Source organism: Prevotella mikamonis (genome assembly GCF_055381405.1).
In genome coordinates, this window is the sequence record NZ_AP035785.1 from 2,896,960 (window position 1) to 2,920,567 (window position 23,608).

Here is a 23,608-nt window from a genome sequence, read left to right on the forward strand (position 1 = left end):
ATTATAAGGTATATACCCTTACTTTTTTCACTTAATCAATATTAGATGATACAACATTATCAACAGGCAATAGGGCGACATGTGTTCATGCCCATACAGCAATTCATGCAAAAAGAGCGGGCGAGCAGTATGGTTCTAGGGCTCTCGGTCGTCATAGCACTGCTATTGGCAAACTCGCCTTGGCGCGAAGAATATTTTGCTTTTTTCGAGCAACATTTCGGTTTTATATGGAATGGTGAACCCTATCTGAATTTTAGTTTGGAACACTGGGTGAACGATGGACTCATGTCTATTTTCTTCTTTGTTATCGGATTGGAACTGAAACGGGAGTTTATCGGTGGTGAACTGCGACATGTGCGTCAGGTGGTGTTGCCTATTGGGGCGGCAGTCTTCGGTATGCTGATACCATCGCTCATCTATCTTGTGTTCAATGCCGGCACGCCGGTGGCTCATGGATGGGGAATCCCGATGGCCACCGACATCGCTTTTGCGCTGGCTGTACTCTATCTGTTGGGCGACCGAGTGCCCCTGTCGGCAAAGATATTCCTGACGACATTGGCGATAGTCGACGACTTGGGCTCAGTATTGGTGATAGCACTGTTTTATACATCTAATATCTCGATGGTGAGTATAGGTGTTGGTATGCTCTTCTTGTTGCTGATGTTTGTTGGCAATAAACTGGGGGTGAAGAACGTATGGTTTTATGGACTTATCGGTGTAGGAGGCGTATGGGTGTGCTTCCTGATGTCGGGAGTACACGCTACTATCTCGGCTGTGCTGTCGGCCTTTATGATTCCGGCAGATTCTTCGATTCCTGAAGCGGCATTCATTGCCCGACTGAAGCGACGGATGAAGAATTTTGAGGAGGCAGAGTCTAATGATGTGATAACACTGGAAGAGGAACAGGTGGAGATAATATCGAGCGTGAAGAGAGATACGCGGAACGCAATTCCGCCGTTGCAGCGGCTTGAGTATAGTATCCAACCGTTCGTGTCGTTTGTTATCATGCCGATATTTGCGCTTGCCAATGCCGGTGTGTCGTTTGTGGATATGGATGCTTCGATGATATTCGAGAATCACGTGGCTATCGGGGTGATGCTCGGACTGCTGCTGGGTAAGCCCATTGGCATCCTGTCATCGGTGTGGTTGCTGACCAAACTGAAAATCGGTAAGCGCGACAAGGCCATGTCTTGGCGCGTGTTGGCTGGACTTGGCTTCTTGGCATCCATCGGTTTTACGATGTCGATGTTTGTGTCTGTGCTTGCCTTTACCGATTCGGGTAGCATTGTCCTGGCCAAAATAGGAATCTTTGCAGCGTCGATTCTGGGTGGAATCATAGGCTATCTGCTGTTGCGCAGAGCTTGATGGAAAGACAGGAAAACTGCAAAGGCATTGTCGGAGTTCGGATATGGGTGTTAATACACGTTAATCACTCGTTTTCTCAACGATTTTTTTGTTACTTTGCAGCGATTTTGGTGTAATATACCTTGTACGGAATGAGAAAGAAAAAGAACGGTACCCGTAATCCGCGTGGGTTGCAGGTTGTTACTCTTTGTATCAGCACTGCGTTGGTACTGATATTGTTGGGAATGGTAGTATTCTCTGTATTGACAGCGAAAAACCTGTCTGACTACGTCAAAGAAAACCTGATGGTGACGATGATGTTGCAGGACGATATGACCAATCCGGAAGCAAAACAGCTGTGCCAATCGCTGGAACACCGTCCTTATATTAACAGTATTCACTTTATCAGTAAGGAAGATGCGCTGAAAGAGCAAACCCAGGCTATGGGTACAGACCCCTCGGAGTTTATCGGTGCAAATCCTTTCCTGGCTTCCATAGAGGTTCAGCTCAAGGCCGACTACGCCAATAGTGACTCTTTGAAATGGATTACAAAGGAGTTGAAACGCAATTCCAAGGTGAGCGACATTACCTATCAACAGGATTTGATGGACAGTGTGAACACCAATCTGAAACGCATCAGCTTTGTATTGCTGATCTTGGCTGCCTTGCTGACTTTCGTTTCTTTCTCTCTGATCAACAATACGGTACGTCTCAGTATCTATGCGCGTCGATTCTCCATCCACACGATGAAACTGGTGGGAGCATCGTGGAGCTTCATTCGCAAGCCGTTTATCAGGCGGACAGTTGTCATCGGACTTGTGGCTGCATTGCTTGCCGACGTAGTGTTGGGAGCTATGATATTTGCTCTCTACACTTATGAACCGGGCGTTCTGACGGTAGTTACATGGCAGGTGATGGCTATAACCGGTGCTTCGGTGTTCCTCTTTGGAATCATTATCACGGCTATTTGTGCCAATATATCTGTCAACAAGTTCCTCCGTATGAAGGCCGGAGACTTGTATAAGATTTAATGTCGAACATCAATTAGGATTATCATGGATAAAAGAAATCTGGCTTTTGGCAAGACCAACTTTGTGTTGTTGGCCATAGGCATGTTAGTTGTCATCATTGGGTTTGTCTTGATGAGTGGTGGAAGTTCTACAGAGAGTATGTACGACCCTTCCATTTTCAGTGCCCAGCGCATTAAGGTGGCTCCGGTTGTATGCCTGATAGGCTTTCTGTCTATTATCTATGCCATATTGTATAAATCTAAAGACGCTAACGATAATAAGGAATAATGACAGTTATACAGACGATTATCCTGGCCATCGTAGAAGGACTGACGGAGTTTTTGCCCGTATCTTCTACTGGCCACATGATTATTACACAAGGATTGTTAGGCATTGAGAGCACTCCGTTCGTGAAGGCTTTCACCATTATTATACAATTTGGAGCGATTCTTTCGGTGGTATGTCTCTATTGGAATCGCTTTTTCCGTTTGGACCGTAGTCCTGCACCAGTAGACAGTACACCGTTACAGAAGTTCCTGCATAAGTGGGATTTCTATTGGAAATTGCTGGTGGCCTTTATTCCTGCGGTGGTTATCGGCCTCATAGGAAAGAAGACGGGCTTGATAGACCGATTTCTGGAGAGTGTTGAGGTAGTAGCTATCATGCTCGTTGTAGGCGGTATATTCATGCTGTTCTGCGACCGTATCTTCAATAAAGGAAGCGAAGAGAACAAGATAACAGAGAAGCGGGCATTCAATATCGGTCTGTTTCAATGTATAGCCATGATACCCGGTGTGTCCCGTTCGATGGCAACCATCGTTGGAGGTATGTCGCAGAAGCTCACCCGTAGGGCTGCTGCCGAGTTCTCTTTCTTCCTGGCAGTGCCGACAATGGCAGCTGCGACGGTGCTCGATGTGTATGAAATGTTCTTCTCGTCAGAGGCAGGAACAGCCAGTTGGGTAACGACCGATAATCTGTTGATGCTGGCTTTGGGTTGCGTGGTTGCCTTTATCGTGGCACTCCTTGCCATGAAATGGTTTGTCGCTTTCCTGACAAAATATGGATTTAGAGTATTTGGCATCTATCGAATCATCGTAGGAGGCTTTATCCTGTTTTGGTTGTTGAGTGGTCACTCTTTAGCAATGGTGTCCTGATGAACTTTAAGACAGGAGAAATCTTCGGTATTGACAAACCGTATGGAAAGTCGAGTTTCGGTGCTTTGGCTCATGTTCGGTATGTGCTGAGCAAGCATGTGGGATATAAGGTAAAGATTGGACATGCAGGAACGCTCGACCCTTTGGCTACAGGAGTGTTGGTGCTTTGTACAGGTAAATGTACCAAGCAGATAGAACAACTACAGAGTCATACCAAGGAATATACGGCAACCTTGCAGCTGGGGGCAACAACGGTGAGCTATGATATGGAACACCCGGTGAATGCTACATACCCGACCGAGCATATTACTCGAGAACTAGTGGAGCAGAAACTTGCCGAATTTGTGGGCGATATTCAACAGATACCGCCTACCTATAGTGCATGTAAGGTCAATGGCGACCGTGCTTATGCGCTCCGTAGGGCCGGTGAAGAAGTGCAGTTGCAGCCCAAGAGCGTGCATATAGACGAAATTACGTTGACTGATTTCGACCCGGTCAAGATGCAGGCCGGCATTCGGGTAATCTGTGGTAAGGGTACTTATATCCGTGCCTTGGCCCGCGATTTAGGCAGGGCGTTGCAGAGTGGGGCTTATCTGACGGCCCTTCGTCGCACTCGTGTAGGCGAGATAAAGGCAGAAGATTGTATTGATTTCGACCACGTACAGGAGTGGCTCGATGAGCAAGAAATAGAAAAGTAAAGGTGGAACTATAATGAAACTATCGCAATTCAAATTTGATTTAGCCAAGGAGCAAGTGGCTCTCTATCCTCATAGCATCGTGCATGAGTTTACTAACGACAAGGGTGAGAAGAATTCTTTCACTGTTACGCGCCGTGACGAAGCCCGTCTGATGGTGCTTCATCGCAAGTCTGAAAAAATAGACATGTACCAGACCGACGAGAAAGGCGAACCGCTGAAAGATAAAGATGGCAATCCTGTTTATCTGGAATTCCGTAATATCCTCGATTACTTCGACGAGGGAGACACCTTTATCCTGAATGATACCAAGGTGTTCCCGGCGCGTCTGTATGGCACGAAAGAGAAGACCGACGCAAAGATAGAGGTGTTCTTGCTGCGCGAATTAAACGAAGAGATGCGCCTTTGGGACGTATTGGTAGAGCCGGCACGCAAGATTCGTATCGGGAACAAGCTGTTCTTCGATGAGAGTGGTACGATGGTGGCTGAGGTTATCGACAATACTACGAGTCGTGGCCGTACGCTCCGATTCCTCTATGACTGTCCTCACGATGAGTTCAAGAGAGAGCTGTTTGCGCTTGGCGAAGCTCCGCTGCCTCGTTACATCATCGACAATCGTGAGAGCCAGACCGCTACGGCCGAGGACATGGATGACTTCCAGTGTGTATTTGCGCAGAACGAGGGTGCTGTAACTGCTCCCGCTACAGGTTTACACTTCAGCCGTGAGCTGATGAAGCGTATGGAAATACGCGGTATCAATACAGCCTATATCACGCTGCATTGTGGCCTTGGCAATTTCAATCCGATTGAAGTGGAGGATCTGACCAAGCATAAGATGGAGTCGGAGCAGATGATTATCGGTGCTGAGGCTTGCAAAATAGTGAATAAGACCAAGCAGTCTGGGCATCGTGTATGCGCAGTCGGCACCAGTATCGTGAAAGCTACGGAGACGGCTGTAGGTACTGATGGTATGCTGAAGGAATACGATGGATGGACCAATAAGTTTATCTTCCCTCCTTATGACTTCGGTTTGGCCGACTGTATGGTAGCCAATTTCTATCATCCTTATTCTACACTGCTTATGTCGACGGCTGCTTTTGGTGGTTATGACATGGTGATGGAAGCCTACAATCTGGCCTCTACGAATGGTTATAAGTTCGGCTGTTTCGGCGATTCCTTGCTCATACTCGACGATTGATGCACACAGTCTATCTGTCGTTGGGGGCTAACATCGGCAATCGTAAACGCACGATGCACGATGCCATAGCACTGCTGGAAGAGAAAGTGGGAACTGTCTTGCGCAGTTCCTCGTTTCTCGAAACAGAGCCTTGGGGCTTTTCTTCCCCTAACAAGTTTATCAATATGTGTGTCTGTGTGGCCACTCCGCTGTCTCCACGGCAGTTGTTGAAGATGACACAGCTGATAGAACGCAAACTTGGCAGGATGGAGAAGACCGATGGAACAAACTATATCGACCGCATCATTGATATAGACATTCTTCTCTACGACCATATTCACGTTGATGAACCCGATTTGAAGATTCCCCATCCATTGATGGAACAGCGTGATTTTGTGATGATTCCGCTTCGCGAAATACTTGAAGATTAATTTTCATTTTTCTTCCTTTTGACATGAAAAGAAGTATTCTTTTTTCCCTCTTTCTCCTATTTTCTCTCGTATCTATGGGGCAAACTGCTGTTTTGATGGTTCATTATGGGACTACCGATGATGCCAGCCGTGCCAAGACGTTGGATGCTATCAATGCCCTGGTGCATCGACAGACGGGCTTGGAAGTGCGTGAAGCCTATTCTTCCAAGATGGTTATAGCCGCTTTGAAGAAGCGCAATATCCCGAAACAGACGATAACTGAGGCACTTCTGGCGCTTCGTCGCGATGGTTATCGTAAGGTAGTAGTGCAGCCGACTCATCTGCTTGACGGTATCATGACGAATATGATGCACGATTCCATAGCACCCCTTCGCCATGAGTTTGATACGATTGCGATAGGAAGTCCACTGTTCAGTAGCGTCGAGACATGTCGACAGATGGTTGAGATGCTTACTCGCTCGGTACGAGTGGAGTCAGATACCGAAGTCTTCTATGTGGGGCATGGTACTCAAAGTATGGCCAATGCTGTCTACAGTATGCTTGATTACATGTTCAAAGAGCAGGGAAACGCCCATCAACATGTGGTAACTATCGAGGGCTATCCTGGTTTTGACAGCCTTCGGAAGATACTGCAAAAGTCTGATTGTAAGCATGTGGTCCTTATACCATTATTATATATTGCCGGCAATCATAAGAGCGAAGATCTCGATGGAGAGTGGAAAGAAGTATTGGAACGAACCGGTTATCGCGTGGAGGTTGTACAACATGGCTTGGGCGAATGGCCCGAAGTGCAGCAGTTCTTAGTCGGTCGTATTCTACATTTACTCAAGTAATAAAAAGAATAATCCCTGCCATCTCATGAGAGAGGCAGGGATTTTTTCATTAGCAAAAGTGCCGACGTCTTCAGATTACTTGCGCAATCCGAGAGCCTTAATGATGGCACGGTAGCGCTCGATGTCTCTGTCGTAGAGATAGTCGAGCAATGCACGACGCTTTCCTACCAACTGTGTCAATGCACGTGTGGTAGTATGATCTTTACGGTTCTTCTTTACGTGCTCCGTCAAGTGGGCAATACGGAACGAGAACAATGCTATCTGGCTCTCAGCAGAACCAGTATCAGAGTTAGACTTTCCGTACTTACCAAAGATCTCTTCTTTCTTTGCTTTGTCTAAATACATAAGCTTTTTGTTAATATTGATGTTATTTTTTTGCGTGCCTTCGCCTGCTTGAACAGGCAAAAGCGGTGCAAAGGTACGCTTTTTTTTGTGTCCTGCCTAAAAAAATGTACATTATTTTGTGGGCTTTGATGCTTTTCTCTTCTTTTTCTTCTTCTTGATAGAGATGGACTTGTGCTTGCTGGAATAGGGAAGGGGAGAATTTGTCGGATGTTGCCATCTTATCGCTTACACGGATATATTCTGTTAAAAATCATATTATATCTTCGGCTTTGTGCCCTTTTAAGGTCTATTTTTGAAAAAAGGGGGATGATGAAAATGTTTTTTTAATAATTTCTTTTTGTATATTTAAAATTTTTCTTAACTTTACCGCCGATATAATTAATTATGCGTAAGTAACGTTAAACTAGGAACCAAAAAACATATAAAATGCTATGTTTGTAAAAATCTAATTAACATTTTAGGATTATGACAACTAACTACAGGAAAGTTTTATTGGGAGGAGCTATTCTTGCTTTGGGTAGCTCACCATGCCTCGCGGCAGCTTCCAGCAATTCGGCTGAAATCTTATCGGTTCAGCAGCAGACATCAAAGGTAACGGGTACCGTTACAGATGATTACGGTCCTATTATCGGTGCCTCCGTTGTTGTGAAGGGGCAGTCGATGGGAACGGTGACCGATCTCGATGGTCACTTCTCTCTCAATGTCAAGAAAGGACAGACTTTGGTGATTACGTATGTCGGCTTTGATAAAAAAGAAGTCGTATATAATGGTGAGGGCAGTCTGAATATTAAGATGGCAGAAAGCTCACAGCTTATCTCCGAGGTTGTCGTAACTGGTTACGGTGGAAAGACTCGCCGTGCCAAGTTGACCAACTCTATCAGTAAGGTGAAGGAAGATGCCTTCAATGTAGGTGTATATTCTAACCCAGCACAGGCTTTGGCGGGTGCTGTTGCCGGTTTGCGTGTCACCAGCACTTCGGGTAATCCCGGTTCTACTCCTCGTATCGTATTGCGTGGTGGTACCAATCTCGATGGTACAGGTTCTCCGCTGGTGATGGTCGATGGCCAGTTGCGCGAAAGTCTGAGTGATATCAACCCTGAGGATATTGAATCTATGGAAATCCTGAAAGATGCCGGTGCAACGGCTCTTTATGGTGCTCGTGCCAACAATGGTGTAATCCTTGTTACCACAAAAACGGGTAAGAGCGGACATCGCGAAATCAACTTGAAAGCCAAGGTGGGCTGGAACTACGTGAACAATCCATACAAATTTCTCGGTGCTAAAGACTATATCACCTACCAACGTCTGGCTTACGCAAATTCAGATTGGGCAGATAAAAGCAACTTGATTGGAACTCGTCCTTTTGGTACTGGGAATAAATATGGTCCTGGCTTGCTTTGGAATATTCTTCCATTGACCGATGAAAACAAGGGATTGCTCGATAAGGGATGGCAGAGTATGGCTGATCCTCTCGATGCCAACAAGACTCTGATTTACCGCGAGACCGACTTTGAAAAGTATAGTTTCAACAATCCTGCTTTGACACAAGACTATAATGTAAGTATGTCTGGTGGAAATGATCGTGGTACTTATTATGCAGGTTTGGGTTACAACAAGTCTGAGGGTATTCCAATCAAATCGTTTTACGAGCGTTATAACTTCACTTTCAATGGCAGTTATAAGGTTACCGATTGGTTGAAATCTACTTCCAACTTCAGTTTCAACCGTGCTAACTGGCAGTCTATGCCGGGTTCTCAGACCAGTGAGGCTAATTACTTCGGCCGTATCCAATCGTTGCCTCCCACGGCTCGTTTTGATGATGAAGACGGGAATATGGTACTTGGTCCAAACTCTGGCGACGGTAACCAGTCTTATCAGCCCGAAAAGTGGGATTACGACAACCAATCAGACAAGTTCACGATGGTTCAGAGCTTCGATGCAGAACTGATTCCTAATTTGATGTTGCATGCTTCCGGACAGTGGTATTACGACGAAGTGTTCCAAAGTGCGTTTGTGAAAGACTTCCTGGCCAGTCCTGGTAAAATCAATCCTACTCGCTCAACTACAGAATATTTTAACCGTGCTTTCTCTCAAACCTACAATGCAACCATCAGTTATAACACGACCTTCTTGAAAGATCACACGATTGATGGATTGTTGGGTACTGAATATTATGACAGGTACACCAAGGGCTTCCAGGCTCAGGGTGTTGAAGCTCCTACCGATGACTTTGCCGATCTGGGACTCACCAGTACCAAGGAGAATAAGCGTGCCATCGACTCTTGGCATGAGAGATACCGCATTCTGTCTTACTTCGGTCGTGTGAACTACGACTATCAAGACAAGTATTTGCTCTCTGGAGTGTTCCGTTACGATGGCTACTCTTCGTTGTTGGGCAGCAACCGTTGGGGCTTCTTCCCCGGTGTGTCTGCCGGTTGGGTAGCAACCAAAGAAAACTTCGTGAAAGAAGCGCTCCCATTCCTCTCATATGGTAAGCTGCGTACCAGCTATGGTGTCAACGGTAATGCTTCGGGGATTGGCGCCTATAAATTGCAAGGTCGTTATAATACAACAACCTATAATGGCAATACCGGTTTCTTGATTGGTGAATTGCCTAACCCTACACTGCGTTGGGAAAAGAGCCATACGTTTGAAATTGCGGTTGAGCTTGGCTTCCTGAAGAACCGACTGACGGCTAATTTTACGTATTACAACCGTTTGACGCAGGATAAGTATGCTACACTGACACTTCCTTCAACCACCGGTTTCTCCGGTATTACCAATAATAACGGTAAGTTCCGCAACCGTGGTGTGGAAATGGAGTTCGGTGCACAAATCCTGAAGACTAAGGATATGAGTTGGAATGCCAACCTTAATTTGGCTTATAACATCAACAAGATAGTTGCACTTCCTTATAACAAACTCGAACGTAACCGCCAGAATGCACAGGAAATCTATACCGGTAGAAAAATTAAAAATGCTGCTGGTAAGGAAGTCGACGAAACCGTCTTTGTCGGTGGCTATCAGGAAGGCCAAGAGCCAGGCTTGCTCGTAGGCTATCAGGCAGATGGTATCTACAAGAGCTACGACGAGATTCCAGGCAATCTGATAGTAAAATCTGGTAATATTAATGCTAAAAGTATGTATGGTCCTAAAGCATGGGAAAGCCTGACCGACGAACAGAAGAAAAATGCGTTGAGAATTCAGCCGGGTGACGTGAAGTGGAGAGACATCAATGGCGACGGTATCATCGACAATCTCGACCAAGTGAAACTGGGGCATACCATGCCTCACTGGACAGGTGGTTTCAACTCTACCTTCAAATATAAGGGCTTTACCCTGTACGCTCGTCTCGACTTTGCTTTGGATTTCAAGACCTACGACGGTACAACTCCTTGGTTCTTGGGTAACATGCAGGGTACTTATAATGCGACAACCGATGCTCTCAACACATGGTCGGAGTCTAACCCCAATGCCAAGTATCCTCGTTATGTATGGGCCGATCAGCTTGGAACAGCCAACTATTATCGTACATCAAGTATGTTCACTTACGATGGCAGTTATCTGTCTTTCCGCGAGATAGCACTCTCTTATAGCTTGCCAAAGGCGTGGATAAGCAAACTCGCCCTGAAGAATCTTGAGGTGTCTGTTACCGGTCAGAATTTAGGTTACATCAAGTCTGCCCCCATCGCAACTCCTGAATATTCTCATGGTGCAGGTGCATACTCTGGTATGGGTTATGGATTGCCACGTACAATTATTTTGGGTGTGAATGCAACGTTTTAATTGATACATAAGAATAACAATATGAAAACAAAATATATTTTATCAACCCTTTTGGTTGGAACCGTCATGGGGCTGTCGTCTTGCGCTGATAAGCTGGAATTGGCACCGATTGATTTCTATGGCAGCACATCGTATTGGAAGAAGGCTGCACAGGCTCAAGGATATATAGATGGTCTGCACAGCAACATGCGTAGTGCAGAGTGGACTCACAACATCTTGTTCGGCGAACTGCGTGGTGGACAATATAAGATTGGAACCACGGCTGACGGTTCGTCTACCGATAATGGTAGCATCGCTTTGCAGAATTTCGATTCAGAGCGTCCCGGTGTATCTAAGTTTGGCAATTACTTTGGTTATATAGCCAACTGCAACCTTGCCATTGCCCGTATCGAGGCTGCTGACTACTTGTCAGATGCCGATAAGAAGTATTTTCTAGGTATCGCTTATGGTCTGAGAGCGTTCTATTTCTTCGACTTGTATCGCATTTATGGTGGTGTGCCATTGCGTTTGGGCACTGAGGTTATCGACGGTGAGATTCGCCCTTCAGAACTTTATTTGCCTCGCGCCAAAGCTTCTGAGGTGATGGCTCAAATCAAGAAGGACCTCAATAAGTCGTTGGAGAATTTCGGCAATATGAATGCATTTGACTATGGTAAGCGTCAAAACAGAAAGAGTTATTGGTCAAAAGCTGCTACAGAATGTCTCATGGGTGAAGTATATCTGTGGAATGCCAAGGTAAGCATTGGTGACAACAAAGCCAATATCGCTGATTTGGCTACTGCTAAAACCCATCTGGAAAATGTAGCAAATAACTATAGCTTGTCTTTGCAGCCTAAGTTTGCCGATGTTTTCGATGCAACTCCTAGCAAAAAGGGAAACAGCGAAATCGTGTTTGCCATCCGTTATACCGAGGGCGAAGCTACCAATCCCTATCGCTCTTATGTGTACAACATTGGTACTGGTCAGTTGAGCAATAATGTATACCTCGAAGATGGAACATTGTTCGTTGACCCGTTGCAGATGTCGGGTGCAGGCGGTATTCAGCGCTATGAGTATAAAGAAGCGCTCTTCAACAAGTTCGACAAGAAGGATTCTCGTCGCCTGTCTACTTTCTTACCTACCTATAAGAAGGCCGATAACGGGACACTGAACTACTGGGGAACAGTGGTAAGAAAGAACATCGGTATCATCAACTCTGCCGGATTGCGTGTGTTTGCAGGCGACGTACCTTACTATCGTTTGGCGTGGGTTTATCTCACATTGGCCGAAATCGCCAATATGCAGGATGATAAAGCTGGTGTTGAAAAGTATGTCAACGCGGTTCGCAAGCGCGCTTATGGTGACAACTGGGGCGACGAATTTAAGTTTGTTGCCGGCGATTTCACCAAGAACGAGTTGGCTATCCTGGCTGAGAAGGATAAGGAATTCGTACAGGAAGGCCAGCGTTGGTGGGATTTGTGTCGTATGACTTATACCAAGGGTGGCAAGCACCTCGTCTTCGTGAAAGAAGGCAGCGTAGAGGGTACAAGTCCTGTGTTGGAAGAATCAGAGGCTTACAAGCTCTTGTGGCCGGTTGATAAGGGTACACTTGACAATGACGACGCATTGGAGCAGACTCCTGGTTATGGCAAATAACCGTATATTAGGTTTGTAAATATAGAATTCGGGTTGGGGGAACATGAGTCCTCAACCCGTTTTTTGTATTGGGGCGAAACTGGGGCGTGAATTCGATTTGCTCCCTACAATTCATAAAACTCAAAAACTCATAGACTTATAAACTCACAACAGCCCGAAGGGCTACCCATACATAGCCGTGGGCCTTTAGGCCTATGGAATCAGCATTGAGCATATCATCCAGTCTGATAAGACTGCCCTCGTGGCAGATATACAGGGGGAGTCTTCAAGCTCGCCTTACACCCCTCTTTTTTTCCGTAGGTTTCTGCTCTTCTCCAGCCCACGGCTATGCAAGGGAAGTCCCTCGGACTATTTAAGCTTAGGTCCTTCTGATGATTTTAGGCAGAAGAACATGAGAGACATATCTGGTATCCTGCATGTGGGAGAAACTTTAAGGAAAGAGTGTTGTTTGAAACTCAGAAAACTGCAAGGCTTCGGCAGCATTGCTGCAAAGTCCGTTCAGCAATGCTGCCGAGGCCAAACAGCAACGCTGCGAAGCCTTTGCAGTTTTGTAGTTTGTGTTTTTTGAGTTATCAAGTTCATTTGTTTTTGGGGTTGCCTAAGGGAAAAAATAGGATTTATAGGGGCACAACGCCGACGGCGTTATGCTTTTTATAGGGTAGGTATTGGGAGCGAAGCGAACAACCCAGCCTAAAGGTATGGGCAAGAATCCTGTTTGGTAAGACTGCCCTACACCATATTATATATGAGGAGTCTTTCAGAGTCGTTTGTTTTTGTTAGCCTTAAAGGTCTACGATTCAAAAACTTATAAACTCAATAACTCACAAACTCATGAACTTAAAAACTCATAAAGTCACAAACTCAACCGAACTAATCCCGTGTGATAAATAGTGTTATGAGCGTGTTGATATGTGAAGAATATTCTGTACCTTTGCATCGAACTTTAAGGTAAAAGAATGCAAGACATTAGAAACATTGCGATTATAGCACACGTCGATCACGGTAAAACGACATTGGTCGACAAGATGATGCTCGCTGGAAAGCTCTTCCGTGACGGCCAGAATAACAGCGGCGAGGTATTGGACTCCAATGATTTGGAGCGTGAGCGAGGGATAACGATTCTGTCAAAAAACGTATCTATCAACTGGAAAGGTACGAAAATCAATATTATAGATACTCCGGGGCACTCTGATTTCGGCGGTGAGGTGGAGCGTGTGCTGAATATGGCCGACGGCTGTATTCTGCTTGTAGACGCTTTCGAAGGCCCGATGCCTCAGACGCGTTTTGTGCTTCAGAAAGCTCTCCAGATTGGTCTGAAACCGTTGGTGGTTGTCAACAAGGTAGACAAGCCCAACTGCCGACCGGAAGAGGTGTACGAGATGGTATTCGACCTGATGTGCGACTTGAAGGCTACGGAAGACCAGCTGGATTTCCCTGTGGTGTATGGTTCGGCCAAGAACGGCTGGATGGCCGAGGACTGGAAGCAGCCTACCGACAACATCGAGTATCTGCTAGACAAAATTGTGGACGTGATTCCTGCTCCGAAGCAGTTGGAAGGTACGCCGCAGTTGCTCATTACGTCGCTCGACTATAGCAGTTATACGGGGCGTATTGCCGTGGGGCGTGTGCATCGTGGCACGCTGACCGATGGCATGAACGTGACGGTTTGTCACCGTGACGGTTCGAAGGAGCGCACGAAGATTAAGGAACTGCACACTTTCGAGGGTATGGGGCATGTGAAGACCGACCACGTAGACAGTGGCGATATATGTGCTGTCATCGGCTTGGAGAAGTTTGAGATTGGCGATACCATTTGCGATTTCGAGAATCCGGAACCTCTGCCACCTATTGCCATCGACGAGCCTACGATGAGTATGCTGTTTACCATCAACGATTCCCCGTTTTTCGGACGTGAAGGTAAGTTCTGCACTTCCCGTCATATCAGTGACCGATTGAAGCACGAATTGGAGAAAAACCTCGCCTTGCGTGTCCGTCCTTTCGAAGACAGTACCGATAAATGGATTGTCAGTGGACGTGGTGTGCTTCATCTCTCGGTGTTGGTAGAGACCATGCGCCGTGAGGGTTACGAGCTACAGGTGGGTCAGCCACAGGTAATCTATAAGGAAATCAACGGCGAAAAGTGTGAGCCAGTCGAGGAATTGACCATCAATGTGCCTGAGATTTTCTCCAGTAAGATGATTGATATGGTAACCCGTCGTAAGGGCGACCTGATTGGTATGGAGAATCAGGGCGACCGTGTGAATATCGAATTCGAGATTCCCTCGCGCGGTATCATCGGTCTGCGTACCAACGTACTGACTGCCAGCCAGGGCGAAGCCATCATGGCGCATCGTTACAAGGAATACCAGCCGTTCAAGGGAGAGATTCAGCGTCGTTCCAACGGTTCGCTTATCGTGATGGAAACCGGCACGGCCTATGCTTACTCTATCGACAAACTGCAAGACCGCGGTAAGTTCTTCATTGATCCGGGTGAGGAGGTTTATGCTGGTCAGGTAGTGGGTGAGCACATCCATGAGAACGACTTGGTAATCAATGTGACTAAGGCTAAGCAGCTGACCAACGTGCGTGCCAGTGGTTCGGATGAGAAGGCGAGAGTCGTTCCGAAGACTGTGATGAGCTTGGAGGAATGTCTGGAGTACATTCGTCAGGACGAATTGGTGGAGGTAACGCCGAAGAACATGCGCATGCGCAAGTTGATTCTCGACCATCTGGAGCGTAAGCGTGCGAATAAGGAGTGAGTTTTGAGTTTGTGAGTTTTTGAGTTTTTAAGTTGACGAGTAAACGAGTAGACGAGTAGACAAGTTATAAACTCACAAACTTATAAACTTACATAAATATAAGGATAGAGTCTGAAAGACTCCCCCCTGTAATATATACTGGTAGGGAGCTTTTCAGACTTTATTGCATTTCGCCTTTACGATAGTGTTAGTTTTTTTAGTTGATGAGTTCGTTAGTTTGTAGGGACGCAGCATGCCGCGTCCGTAGGAGGGATAGAGACCTCTTCCTAATCCCTTTCCAAGGAGAGGGAATGTTTGGGAAGTTGGCAATAAAACTCAATAATTTATAAACTTACGAACTTGCTGATGATGTGGAGTACCTGTCGGCACTCCTTTTTCTTTTTAATTTACTTTATCCGACGGTTGTCGCTATGCGACAACACATCGGCTAGTATAAACTGTAGTGGTTTCACCGCTAGGATTTGTTGATAGAGCGATTGACGAACCGCGAAGCGGTTACAGTTTATAGTAGCCTACGGTTGGAGCAAAGCGAAAACCGTAGGAAAATATGTGTGCAAAATAATGAGTGCCGATAGGTACTCCATATGACAAGTAAGTCTTTGAGTTTGTAAGTTGATGGGTTATAGGAAAAGGAGAAAAATCATCGGGCGAATGTAATTCGCCCAAATGGGTTTATATAATGTTGATATATTCTATCCTTATGTGGTCGGGGGGACTTGCTTTTTCGGACGCGGCATGCCGCGTCCCTACAGTTGTATTTGTGTGTTAGTTTCTGAGTTGATGTGTTCGTTAGTTTGTAGGGACGCGGCATGCCGCGTCCGTAGGAGAGGAGGGAGTCTTCTAACGAATCAATTACTTCTTTCCTTCTGCCAGTTTGAACAATGTACCTGTGGGACATATGAAGCGGCAGTAGGGGCGAGGAACAAAGATGGCTAGAATAAAGAATACGACAGCCAATGCCAGCACCACCCATGAAGCCGATTGTAGGATGAAAGCTGCAAAGAGTTCGTAGTCCATCCAACTGAACCCGACGCCGACGAGCATCATGGCCATGAGGCAGGCCCATAATAATTGGCGGAAAAGAGTCAGACGCTTGACGGTCTGCTGCGACATCTTCCATTTCCTGTGTGTTAATTTGCCGGCTAGGTCTTGCATCGAACCGCATGGACAGATATTGTTGCAATAATAGTTTTTCTTGCCAAAGAAGGGATAGATAAATGCCGTGATGAGCATGATGAGCGGTATGAGTGAAGTCCACAGGTTGACGCCATTGGCTAGGTAGCCTGTGATGAGCGAGTAGCTGATGAACGTGCCGCTCCAGAATCCCAGTACAATGACGTTGAGGATGAGTTGCAGTGTGCGATATCTCTTGTTCCTGAAAAAGAGTGGGAGGATAGCTCCCATGAGTACGACAATGAGTCCGGCAGCATACTTCCACGAAAGTCCCATCTTCTCCCAGACACTTGGCTGGCTTGCATTCTTGTCTGCGTATTGTAATCCGAGCCGCATGTTGGCGATGATGGCACGCGAGGAATAGGTAGCGCCACTCACACCGTCCACCTTCATGGTCAATGCCTCTTTAGGTGTTTTTCCGTTCCAGCGTGTCAATAGGCTGGACGCCTCGGCAAAGAAATCTTCGGACTCGGAGTTGCGGAGTGCATTGACCTTTTGTATCTTTCCCTCTTTCATGTAGATTTCCAGTGGTACAGGACCGCCGTAGCCCAGGATGTCTTTGCCCAATAAGGTGGTGTTGATGACGTATGTACCATCCTGTAACTGTTGTAGAGGGGTGGCTGTTGTAGCTTTTACCTGTTGTCTGTTGTCGCTGCTGAGTGCGTGGCCGAGCAGCTTCCCATCTCGTCGGGCAGCTACTGCAAGGAGCACAACCAGGCATGTGACGAACATCAATATATGTTGTAGTCTTTTCGCATTCATGTTTTCTATGTTTATTTTGCAGGCGCAAAGGTAATAAATAAAAGTGAGTGTGTGGGACTGTGTGTGTAATCGGTAGGAAAAGTTAATTCTTTTTTGTTTTTTCTTTGCAATATCTATGGTAGCATTGCGTTTATGTTAATAATTAAAAGATAAAGCTATGAAACGTCTGATGTTGATTTTAGCTTTGGCTACATTGTTTGTGGCAACACAGGCACAAAGTCGTCAAGGTACATTCTCGCTGATACCGAAGGTGGGTATCACGCTGGCTAATATGACGAATATGAATCTGAGTACTGATGACGGAGAACTGGAAACCGGTTTTAAGGCTGGATTTGTGGGTGGAGTGCAAACTGAGTATCAGCTCACTCCGAAGCTCAGTGTATCGCTAGCTGCTCTGTATTCCATGCAAGGTTGCCGTTATGCCGACTATCATATCAAAGCCCCCATGCAAGTAACGGAAGACAAAGAGTATCTGGGATTGCATAATCACCATGTTAATTTGGATTACGTGAGTGTGCCGTTGATGTTGAACTACTATGTAATCCGAGGTTTGGCCGTGAAAGTAGGAGTACAATGGGTCGGGCTTGTCAATGCCAAGGAGAGCAAGGAGGAAACTCCCTACAAGGTGAATAAGGCGGGTGCTTATACCTATGGTGAGATGAAACAGACGAAAGCAGACCTCATGGAGAAATACGAAAAGACGGAGTTTTCTATCCCTTTGGGTGTCTCCTACGAATATATGAATGTGGTTGTGGAGGCGCGTTACAATCTAGGTTTGAGTCGGATAACCCAGACGGAAAAATCCCGTAATCGTTGTTTCACGATTACAGCAGGGTATAAGTTCGATTTGTAGGAGTGGTTTTGTGTCTTGATGGTGAAAGTATTCATTGGCAATGAAGATATTTCCAAAAAACTTTCATCCTGAATGAATACTTTTATTCAAATATGTTTTCTTTCTGGTCGTAGATATAGTAGATGAAGGCCAGGGTGCAACCAGACAGTAAGCCAGACAAATGGCCGGCCAGGCTGACGGTGGCCTGGAAGCTGAAAAGAAGTGTGAAGCCTGCCATGATAGTGGCCAGGCCAATGTTGTCTTTAGCTTTGTGTTCTAAAAGGATGTTGACGATGGTGTATCCGTACATGCCCATCAGTCCACCAGACAGGCCTACCACTGTGTGCGGAGAGAGGCTGATGGCAAAGAAAATGCTCAAAAGACCTGAGAGGTAAAAGGAGAAAATGAGCCGTCGGCTGCCTATTGTAAATATATATAGGTATAAGATGAGCCAATAATTGATGAGGTTGTATGCAATGTGTATGAGGTTTCCGTGTAGGAAGAAAGCCGTAGCGATGCGCCACCATTCGCCTGACTCCATAACCAAATAGCTGTTAGCACCTCCCCAACTGATGATTTCGGAGACATCGGGTGACATGAGACTGACACCCGAAAATACCATAGCCAGGTAATAGATGATACTGACGATGGGTGGCAGGGCGATGAGTACGGCCATGATGATGTGCCATCTGCGCTCTGTTTTTTTCGGTTCATGTATCTCTCCTTTGCGTTTTGCAGCCCCTAATACAGCCGGTGAAGTCAATAAGAGAAGGAATATTGTTTTCAGCCACGGTTCTCTGCATTCTTCATATAGCTTCCGGGTAGGTTTGCCCAAGGCCACAATGAGAAAGGTGATGAGGCAGTATGCAATGATGATACAACAGATGAGCAGATAGTTGAAATGTCCACTGGGAATCTCATTCTCGTCTGCCAGTCGGAAAATAGTGGCTTCTTCGGGGGCTATGTGGTTGAAATTGCCATTCGTAACCGCCTGTACAAAGCCCTTGTATAAATCGGAATGGTGCTCGTGTTTGAGTAGATAAGGTAGGTTGTTGCGTGGATAGGCGTGGCGGTTGATGCCTTGGTAGTAGAAATCGTTGTAATGTTTTTCCAGCTTTTCTTCGCTGCTCATGGAACTGTATTCCCGACTGTTGAACACTGTTCCGATGTAGACGTTGGGCAGTTTATTGACTTCGTAGACGTCTAGCATCTCGAAGTAGAGTTTGTCTGCACCATACCGTTGAGGCTTGGAGCGCATGTGAGTGTAAGTTCCACTATACGTGGTGTCAACTTCCAGCCGTGAAACGTGTATCCAATCGGTTTGTGACAGGTCTTCGACTTGTTGCAGTGTTTCTACATAGAGCACGCTGCTTTTCGATTCTGTAGTCTGGAAAGTCATGGTGATTCCAAGAATCAATGTGCCAAATGTGGCTAGGACAGGGTAGGAAAAACGTCTTGTGCCGCTGTGTGGAAATGCCTCATCGATATTCCAAGTGCAGCCGAGGACTACCAGACTCAGCAAAAGTGGGATGCCGAATTCGCGTAGTTCTTTGCCAATGTGTTGGACGAGTGGGGTGTCCCATGCCAGCCAGAGGAACAGGAAATAAAGCAAGGCAGCCCCAAGTGACAGCGAAAGCAATCGAAAAGAGATGACGCGAATGAGTGCCCAGTCTCTTTTCGGGTTGTTTTTCTTTCTGCTATGTGTAGCCATGGCGAAGATGTTGGGAACTACTCTGGATAGTTCAAGTTTTCATCTTTGATAGCGTTCAGCACCTCGTCTAGATATTTGCGCGACTCCCAACGCGCCATGGGGAGGTCGTGGAGCAGATAGTTGCCGCAGTCTTTGGGTGCTGCGCCGGGAATTTCTCCCTCAAAGTTGGCCACAAATTCAAAAGTCTTTTTCATCAATTCTACGATGTCGCTGCTCTTCAGGTTGCCTTTCATCACGAGGTAATTGCCTGTGAGACATCCCATCGGCCCCCAGTAGATGATGCTGTCTTTCCACTCCGGGGCGTTACGGAGATAGGTGGCAGCGAGGTGTTCGATGGTATGAATAGCGCCAACGTGCAGTGCCGGCTCACGATTCGGCTCTTTCATGCGAATGTCAAACGTTGTAACGGTTTCGCCACCGACAGTGTCTTGGCGACTGACATAGATACCACGCAACAGGCGGTTGTGGTCTATGGTGAATGAAGGTATTTTATCCATAAGTTGATGTATGTGTTAGTTTAATCTAATTTTTCCAAGAAACGGCGAGTCACTTCGAACGATCCATCGGCCATGCGATTCCAGAAATCAAAATATTGTTGTGCCTTATGGTCTTTCAGTGGCACGTCGCTGATAATTCGGAATGAGATGAAGGGCACGCTGTAGATATGGCATGTCTGCGCAATAGAGCAACTCTCCATATCGACAGCCATTGCCTGGGGGAACTGTTCGAGGATAGATGACATCTTCTCGCGACTGTCTACAAACCATTCGCCGCTTACAATGAGTCCTGCACGTAGATGGGTATCAGTCTTAATACTCAATGCTTTCTCCACCAATTCTTTGGGAGAATCAAACAGGGCCGGCATGCCGAGAATCTGTCCGGGCTGACATTCCGAACCACAGTAGGCATCGTGGTAGGTACATGAGGTAGAAACAACTACGTCGGTGACGTTGAGTGACGTGTCGGCCCCGCCTGCACAGCCCGACGAGATAATCAGGTCGGGATGGTAATGACTTATCATTTCGACAGCTCCGATGGTAGAGTTGACCTTGCCGATGCCGCATTGCTGTAATATAATATGGTGTTGACCGACAGTGCCGATCAGGAACTTCCGACCGGCATGCTCTTCGGGGTGGACATCGTGGAGAAGCGCGTGTAGCTGTCTGTACTCCTTGTCCATAGCTACGATTAATCCTATGTTCATATTCGATGATATTTCTTGCAAATTTACGAAAAAACTTGCATGACGTCTTGTTGTGTGTGGGTTTTCTTGTTGGTTTGCAACTATTTCCTTATTTTTGCATCTATAAAATAAACGTTTATTTATGAAATCCTTGAAGACTTATCTGCCCGATATTGTGGCAGTTGTATTATTTGCCGTGATTTCTTTCGCTTATTTCTTTCCTGCCGACATAGAGGGAAGAATCTTATACCGACACGATTCGTCGGCGGGTAGGGGAGCTGGGCAAGAGCAGGCAGCCTATCATGAGCGTACGGGGAAGATGACTCGTTGGTCGAACTCCGCGTTTAGTGGTATGCCGACGTATCAGACAGCACCATCGTATAGCAGTACGACGGCACTCAAACAGGCCATCAATGCCTACCATCTGTGGTTGCCGGAAAATGTCTGGTATGTCTTTGCCTATCTGTTGGGCTTCTATATCCTGCTCAGGGCGTTCGATTTCCGCCATTCCTTGGCCGTTCTCGGTTCTATTATCTGGGCTTTCTCCAGTTATTTCTTTATCATCATAGCGGCCGGTCACATCTGGAAAGTGATGGCGCTGGCCTATCTTCCACCGATGATAGCGGGAGTGGTACTGGCCTATCGAGGCAAGTTCTTGCCCGGATTGATAGTCACTGCCATCTTCTCGGCGTTCGAAGTAAATGCCAACCATGTGCAGATGACCTATTATTATCTGTTCATTATTCTGTTTATGATTATAGCTTTCCTTGTCGAAGCCATCCGCGAAAAGCAGTTGGCTCGTTTCTGGAAGGCCACCGGTGTATGCTTGGTAGGCGCTGCCATCGGCATCAGTCTCAATCTCTCTAATCTCTATCACACGTGGCAGTATTCTCAGGAGTCGATGAGAGGAAAGAGCGAACTGGTCAAGAAGAATGCTGCCAACCAAACAAATTCAGGACTTGAGCGTGATTATATCACTCAATGGAGCTATGGGGTGGATGAGACTTGGACGCTTCTAGTACCCAATACCAAGGGCGGAGCATCAGTACCACTGGCTGCCAATAAGACTGCGATGGAGAAGGCCAATCCTGATTTCATGCAGATTTATCAGCAGTTGGGACAATATTGGGGCGAACAGCCCGGCACGAGCGGTCCTGTCTATGTAGGTGCTTTCGTGCTGATGCTGTTTGTTCTTGGGTTGTTTATTGTCAAAGGACCTATGAAATGGGCGCTCTTGGCAGCCACTGTCCTGTCTATACTCCTGTCATGGGGGCGTAATTTCATGCCATTTACCGATTTCTTCCTGGACTATGTACCGATGTATTCCAAGTTCCGAACGGTGGCATCTATCCTTGTGATGGCCGAATTCACCATTCCTCTGCTGGCCATGTTGGCTTTGAAGAAGATTATCGATGAGCCGGAGCTGTTGACCAAGAAAATTAAGTTGGTCTATATCAGTTTTGCTTTGACCGGTGGTATCGCTCTGCTTTTTGCCCTGATGCCCGACATGTTCTTCGGAGATTTCATCTCTTCTTCGGAGATGAATGCCTTGAAGAGCATCCCGGCAGAATATCTCGGTGCGCTGGAAGGAAATCTCCGCGAGATGCGTCGTGCCATCTTCACGGCCGATTGTTGGCGTTCTTTCTGGATTATCGTGGTTGGGACGTTCCTCTTGTTACTTTTCAAAGCCCGCAAGCTGAAGGCTGAATACATGATAGGTGCAGTGGCTGTACTCTGTCTGATAGACATGTGGCAGGTGAACAAGCGTTACCTTTACGACGATATGTTCGTAGAGAAGAGTGTGCGCGAATCTCCCCAGGCCATGACCAATGTTGACCGTCAGATTCTCCGCGACAAGTCGTTGAATTATCGTGTATTGAATCTGGCATCGAATACATTCAATGAAAACGAGACCTCTTACTACCATAAGAGCATCGGTGGTTACCATGCTGCAAAGCTACGTCGCTATCAGGAACTCATCGAAGCCTACATACAGCCTGAGATGCAGAAGATATTGCCGGCCATAGCTCAGACTGGAGGCGATATGACCAAGGTGGCCGGAGACTCCATCTACCCTGTTCTGAATATGCTGAATGCCAAGCATTTCATCCTGCCGTTGCAGAACAATCAGGCCGTAGACGTGCAGAATCCCTATGTTTATGGCAATGGATGGTTTGTGGATAAGTTGACGTATGTGGACAATGCAAATCAGGAACTGGAGACATTGGGACGCCTGAATCTGCGTCATGAGGCTGTGGCGGATGCCAAGTTCCGCTCACAACTGGGACAGGCTGCCCATCAAGACGGTACGTCTATCGTCACATTGACTTCGTATGAACCCAACGAACTGCATTACGATGTCAACTCTACCAAGGGCGGAGTAGTGGTATTCTCAGAGATTTTCTATCCCGAATGGACTGCCACCGTCGATGGTCAGCCTGTAGAATTGGGCCGCGTCAACTATGTATTGCGTGCCCTGAATGTGAAAGCAGGTCAACACAAAGTCGTTCTCAGTTTCTATCCGAAGAGTGTAGATGCCACCGAAACAGTGGCATACGTATCTTATGCGGCTCTCTTGATTTTCATCTTGTTAGGCATATTCATGTCTAAGAACAGGAAAGAAGAAAGAGTGGAATAAGAAAGAACAATATAGTGATTTCCATAGACTCGGTAGATAAGCAAATCTGTGTTTATCTACCGAGTCTCTTTTTATAGCTTGTATCTTTTTTGATATATATCCTTACTATTTATTAAAATTTTAGTATAAATAAGTTTAAA

The 23,608-nt window shown here is 46.4% G+C and carries 18 protein-coding genes; 13 read left to right on the forward strand and 5 right to left on the reverse strand.

The window, feature by feature from the left end; genetic code table 11:
• Positions 1 to 45 precede the first annotated feature (45 nt).
• The 8 genes from nhaA to ACZ42L_RS12070 all read left to right on the forward strand — a co-directional run bounded on the left by nhaA (position 46) and on the right by ACZ42L_RS12070 (position 6,644).
• The gene (nhaA, locus tag ACZ42L_RS12035; protein ID WP_464716234.1) at positions 46 to 1,365 is read left to right on the forward strand and encodes a Na+/H+ antiporter NhaA; all 1,320 of its coding nucleotides are present in this window, start codon (positions 46 to 48) and stop codon (positions 1,363 to 1,365) included.
• 131 nt (positions 1,366 to 1,496) lie between these two features.
• A complete protein-coding gene (locus tag ACZ42L_RS12040; protein ID WP_464699531.1) occupies positions 1,497 to 2,375 on the forward strand; it encodes a cell division protein FtsX in 879 nt (292 codons plus the stop codon).
• 24 nt (positions 2,376 to 2,399) lie between these two features.
• Positions 2,400 to 2,642: a DUF3098 domain-containing protein gene (locus ACZ42L_RS12045; protein ID WP_464699532.1), complete on the forward strand. Its 243-nt coding sequence runs from the start codon at positions 2,400 to 2,402 to the stop codon at positions 2,640 to 2,642.
• The gene (locus ACZ42L_RS12050) at positions 2,642 to 3,508 is read left to right on the forward strand and encodes an undecaprenyl-diphosphate phosphatase (RefSeq protein WP_464702970.1); all 867 of its coding nucleotides are present in this window, start codon (positions 2,642 to 2,644) and stop codon (positions 3,506 to 3,508) included. The genes ACZ42L_RS12045 and ACZ42L_RS12050 overlap by 1 nt, the downstream gene beginning before the upstream one ends.
• Complete coding sequence (gene truB, locus ACZ42L_RS12055) at positions 3,508 to 4,206, forward strand: tRNA pseudouridine(55) synthase TruB (RefSeq protein WP_464702971.1); 699 nt, start codon at positions 3,508 to 3,510, stop codon at positions 4,204 to 4,206. The genes ACZ42L_RS12050 and truB overlap by 1 nt, the downstream gene beginning before the upstream one ends.
• A gap of 13 nt (positions 4,207 to 4,219) precedes the next feature.
• Positions 4,220 to 5,401, forward strand: coding sequence for a tRNA preQ1(34) S-adenosylmethionine ribosyltransferase-isomerase QueA (queA, locus tag ACZ42L_RS12060; protein ID WP_464702972.1), 1,182 nt, complete (start codon positions 4,220 to 4,222; stop codon positions 5,399 to 5,401).
• Positions 5,401 to 5,811: a 2-amino-4-hydroxy-6-hydroxymethyldihydropteridine diphosphokinase gene (gene folK / locus ACZ42L_RS12065; RefSeq protein ID WP_464716235.1), complete on the forward strand. Its 411-nt coding sequence runs from the start codon at positions 5,401 to 5,403 to the stop codon at positions 5,809 to 5,811. Before queA ends, folK begins: the two co-directional genes overlap by 1 nt.
• Positions 5,812 to 5,906: 95 nt before the next feature.
• Positions 5,907 to 6,644: a sirohydrochlorin cobaltochelatase gene (locus ACZ42L_RS12070; RefSeq protein WP_464716236.1), complete on the forward strand. Its 738-nt coding sequence runs from the start codon at positions 5,907 to 5,909 to the stop codon at positions 6,642 to 6,644.
• 75 nt (positions 6,645 to 6,719) lie between these two features.
• Here ACZ42L_RS12070 and rpsO read toward each other — a convergent pair whose 3' ends face one another.
• Complete coding sequence (gene rpsO / locus ACZ42L_RS12075) at positions 6,720 to 6,989, reverse strand: 30S ribosomal protein S15 (protein ID WP_036900044.1); 270 nt, start codon at positions 6,987 to 6,989, stop codon at positions 6,720 to 6,722.
• A 465-nt stretch (positions 6,990 to 7,454) separates the two neighbouring features.
• Between rpsO and ACZ42L_RS12080 the strand changes: the two genes are divergently transcribed.
• From ACZ42L_RS12080 to typA, 3 genes are all read left to right on the forward strand, one after another.
• Entirely contained in the window at positions 7,455 to 10,775 is a 3,321-nt protein-coding gene (locus tag ACZ42L_RS12080) for a SusC/RagA family TonB-linked outer membrane protein (RefSeq protein WP_464716237.1), read from the forward strand.
• A 21-nt stretch (positions 10,776 to 10,796) separates the two neighbouring features.
• Positions 10,797 to 12,410 (forward strand): RagB/SusD family nutrient uptake outer membrane protein, encoded by a 1,614-nt coding sequence (locus ACZ42L_RS12085; RefSeq protein ID WP_464716238.1) that lies wholly within the window; start codon positions 10,797 to 10,799, stop codon positions 12,408 to 12,410.
• A 956-nt stretch (positions 12,411 to 13,366) separates the two neighbouring features.
• Positions 13,367 to 15,169 (forward strand): translational GTPase TypA, encoded by a 1,803-nt coding sequence (gene typA, locus ACZ42L_RS12090; RefSeq protein ID WP_464706244.1) that lies wholly within the window; start codon positions 13,367 to 13,369, stop codon positions 15,167 to 15,169.
• A gap of 852 nt (positions 15,170 to 16,021) precedes the next feature.
• Here the strand turns inward: typA and ACZ42L_RS12095 are convergent.
• Entirely contained in the window at positions 16,022 to 17,104 is a 1,083-nt protein-coding gene (locus tag ACZ42L_RS12095) for a 4Fe-4S binding protein (protein WP_464716239.1), read from the reverse strand.
• Positions 17,105 to 17,261: 157 nt separating this feature from the next.
• On the opposite strand from ACZ42L_RS12095, the gene ACZ42L_RS12100 reads away from it, so the two are divergent.
• Positions 17,262 to 17,957, forward strand: coding sequence for a porin family protein (locus ACZ42L_RS12100; protein WP_464716240.1), 696 nt, complete (start codon positions 17,262 to 17,264; stop codon positions 17,955 to 17,957).
• Positions 17,958 to 18,039: 82 nt separating this feature from the next.
• On the opposite strand, the gene ACZ42L_RS12105 is transcribed toward ACZ42L_RS12100, so the two are convergent.
• From ACZ42L_RS12105 to ACZ42L_RS12115, 3 genes are read right to left on the reverse strand one after another with little or no spacing between them, the layout of a single operon-like run.
• On the reverse strand, positions 18,040 to 19,647 hold the full coding sequence (locus ACZ42L_RS12105) for a rhomboid family intramembrane serine protease (RefSeq protein WP_464716241.1): 1,608 nt from the start codon (positions 19,645 to 19,647) through the stop codon (positions 18,040 to 18,042).
• A 17-nt stretch (positions 19,648 to 19,664) separates the two neighbouring features.
• Positions 19,665 to 20,144 (reverse strand): S-ribosylhomocysteine lyase, encoded by a 480-nt coding sequence (locus ACZ42L_RS12110; RefSeq protein WP_464716242.1) that lies wholly within the window; start codon positions 20,142 to 20,144, stop codon positions 19,665 to 19,667.
• A gap of 20 nt (positions 20,145 to 20,164) precedes the next feature.
• The gene (locus ACZ42L_RS12115) at positions 20,165 to 20,851 is read right to left on the reverse strand and encodes a 5'-methylthioadenosine/adenosylhomocysteine nucleosidase (RefSeq protein ID WP_464716243.1); all 687 of its coding nucleotides are present in this window, start codon (positions 20,849 to 20,851) and stop codon (positions 20,165 to 20,167) included.
• Positions 20,852 to 20,972: 121 nt separating this feature from the next.
• Between ACZ42L_RS12115 and ACZ42L_RS12120 the strand changes: the two genes are divergently transcribed.
• Positions 20,973 to 23,468 (forward strand): YfhO family protein, encoded by a 2,496-nt coding sequence (locus tag ACZ42L_RS12120; RefSeq protein WP_464716244.1) that lies wholly within the window; start codon positions 20,973 to 20,975, stop codon positions 23,466 to 23,468.
• Positions 23,469 to 23,608 lie beyond the last annotated feature (140 nt).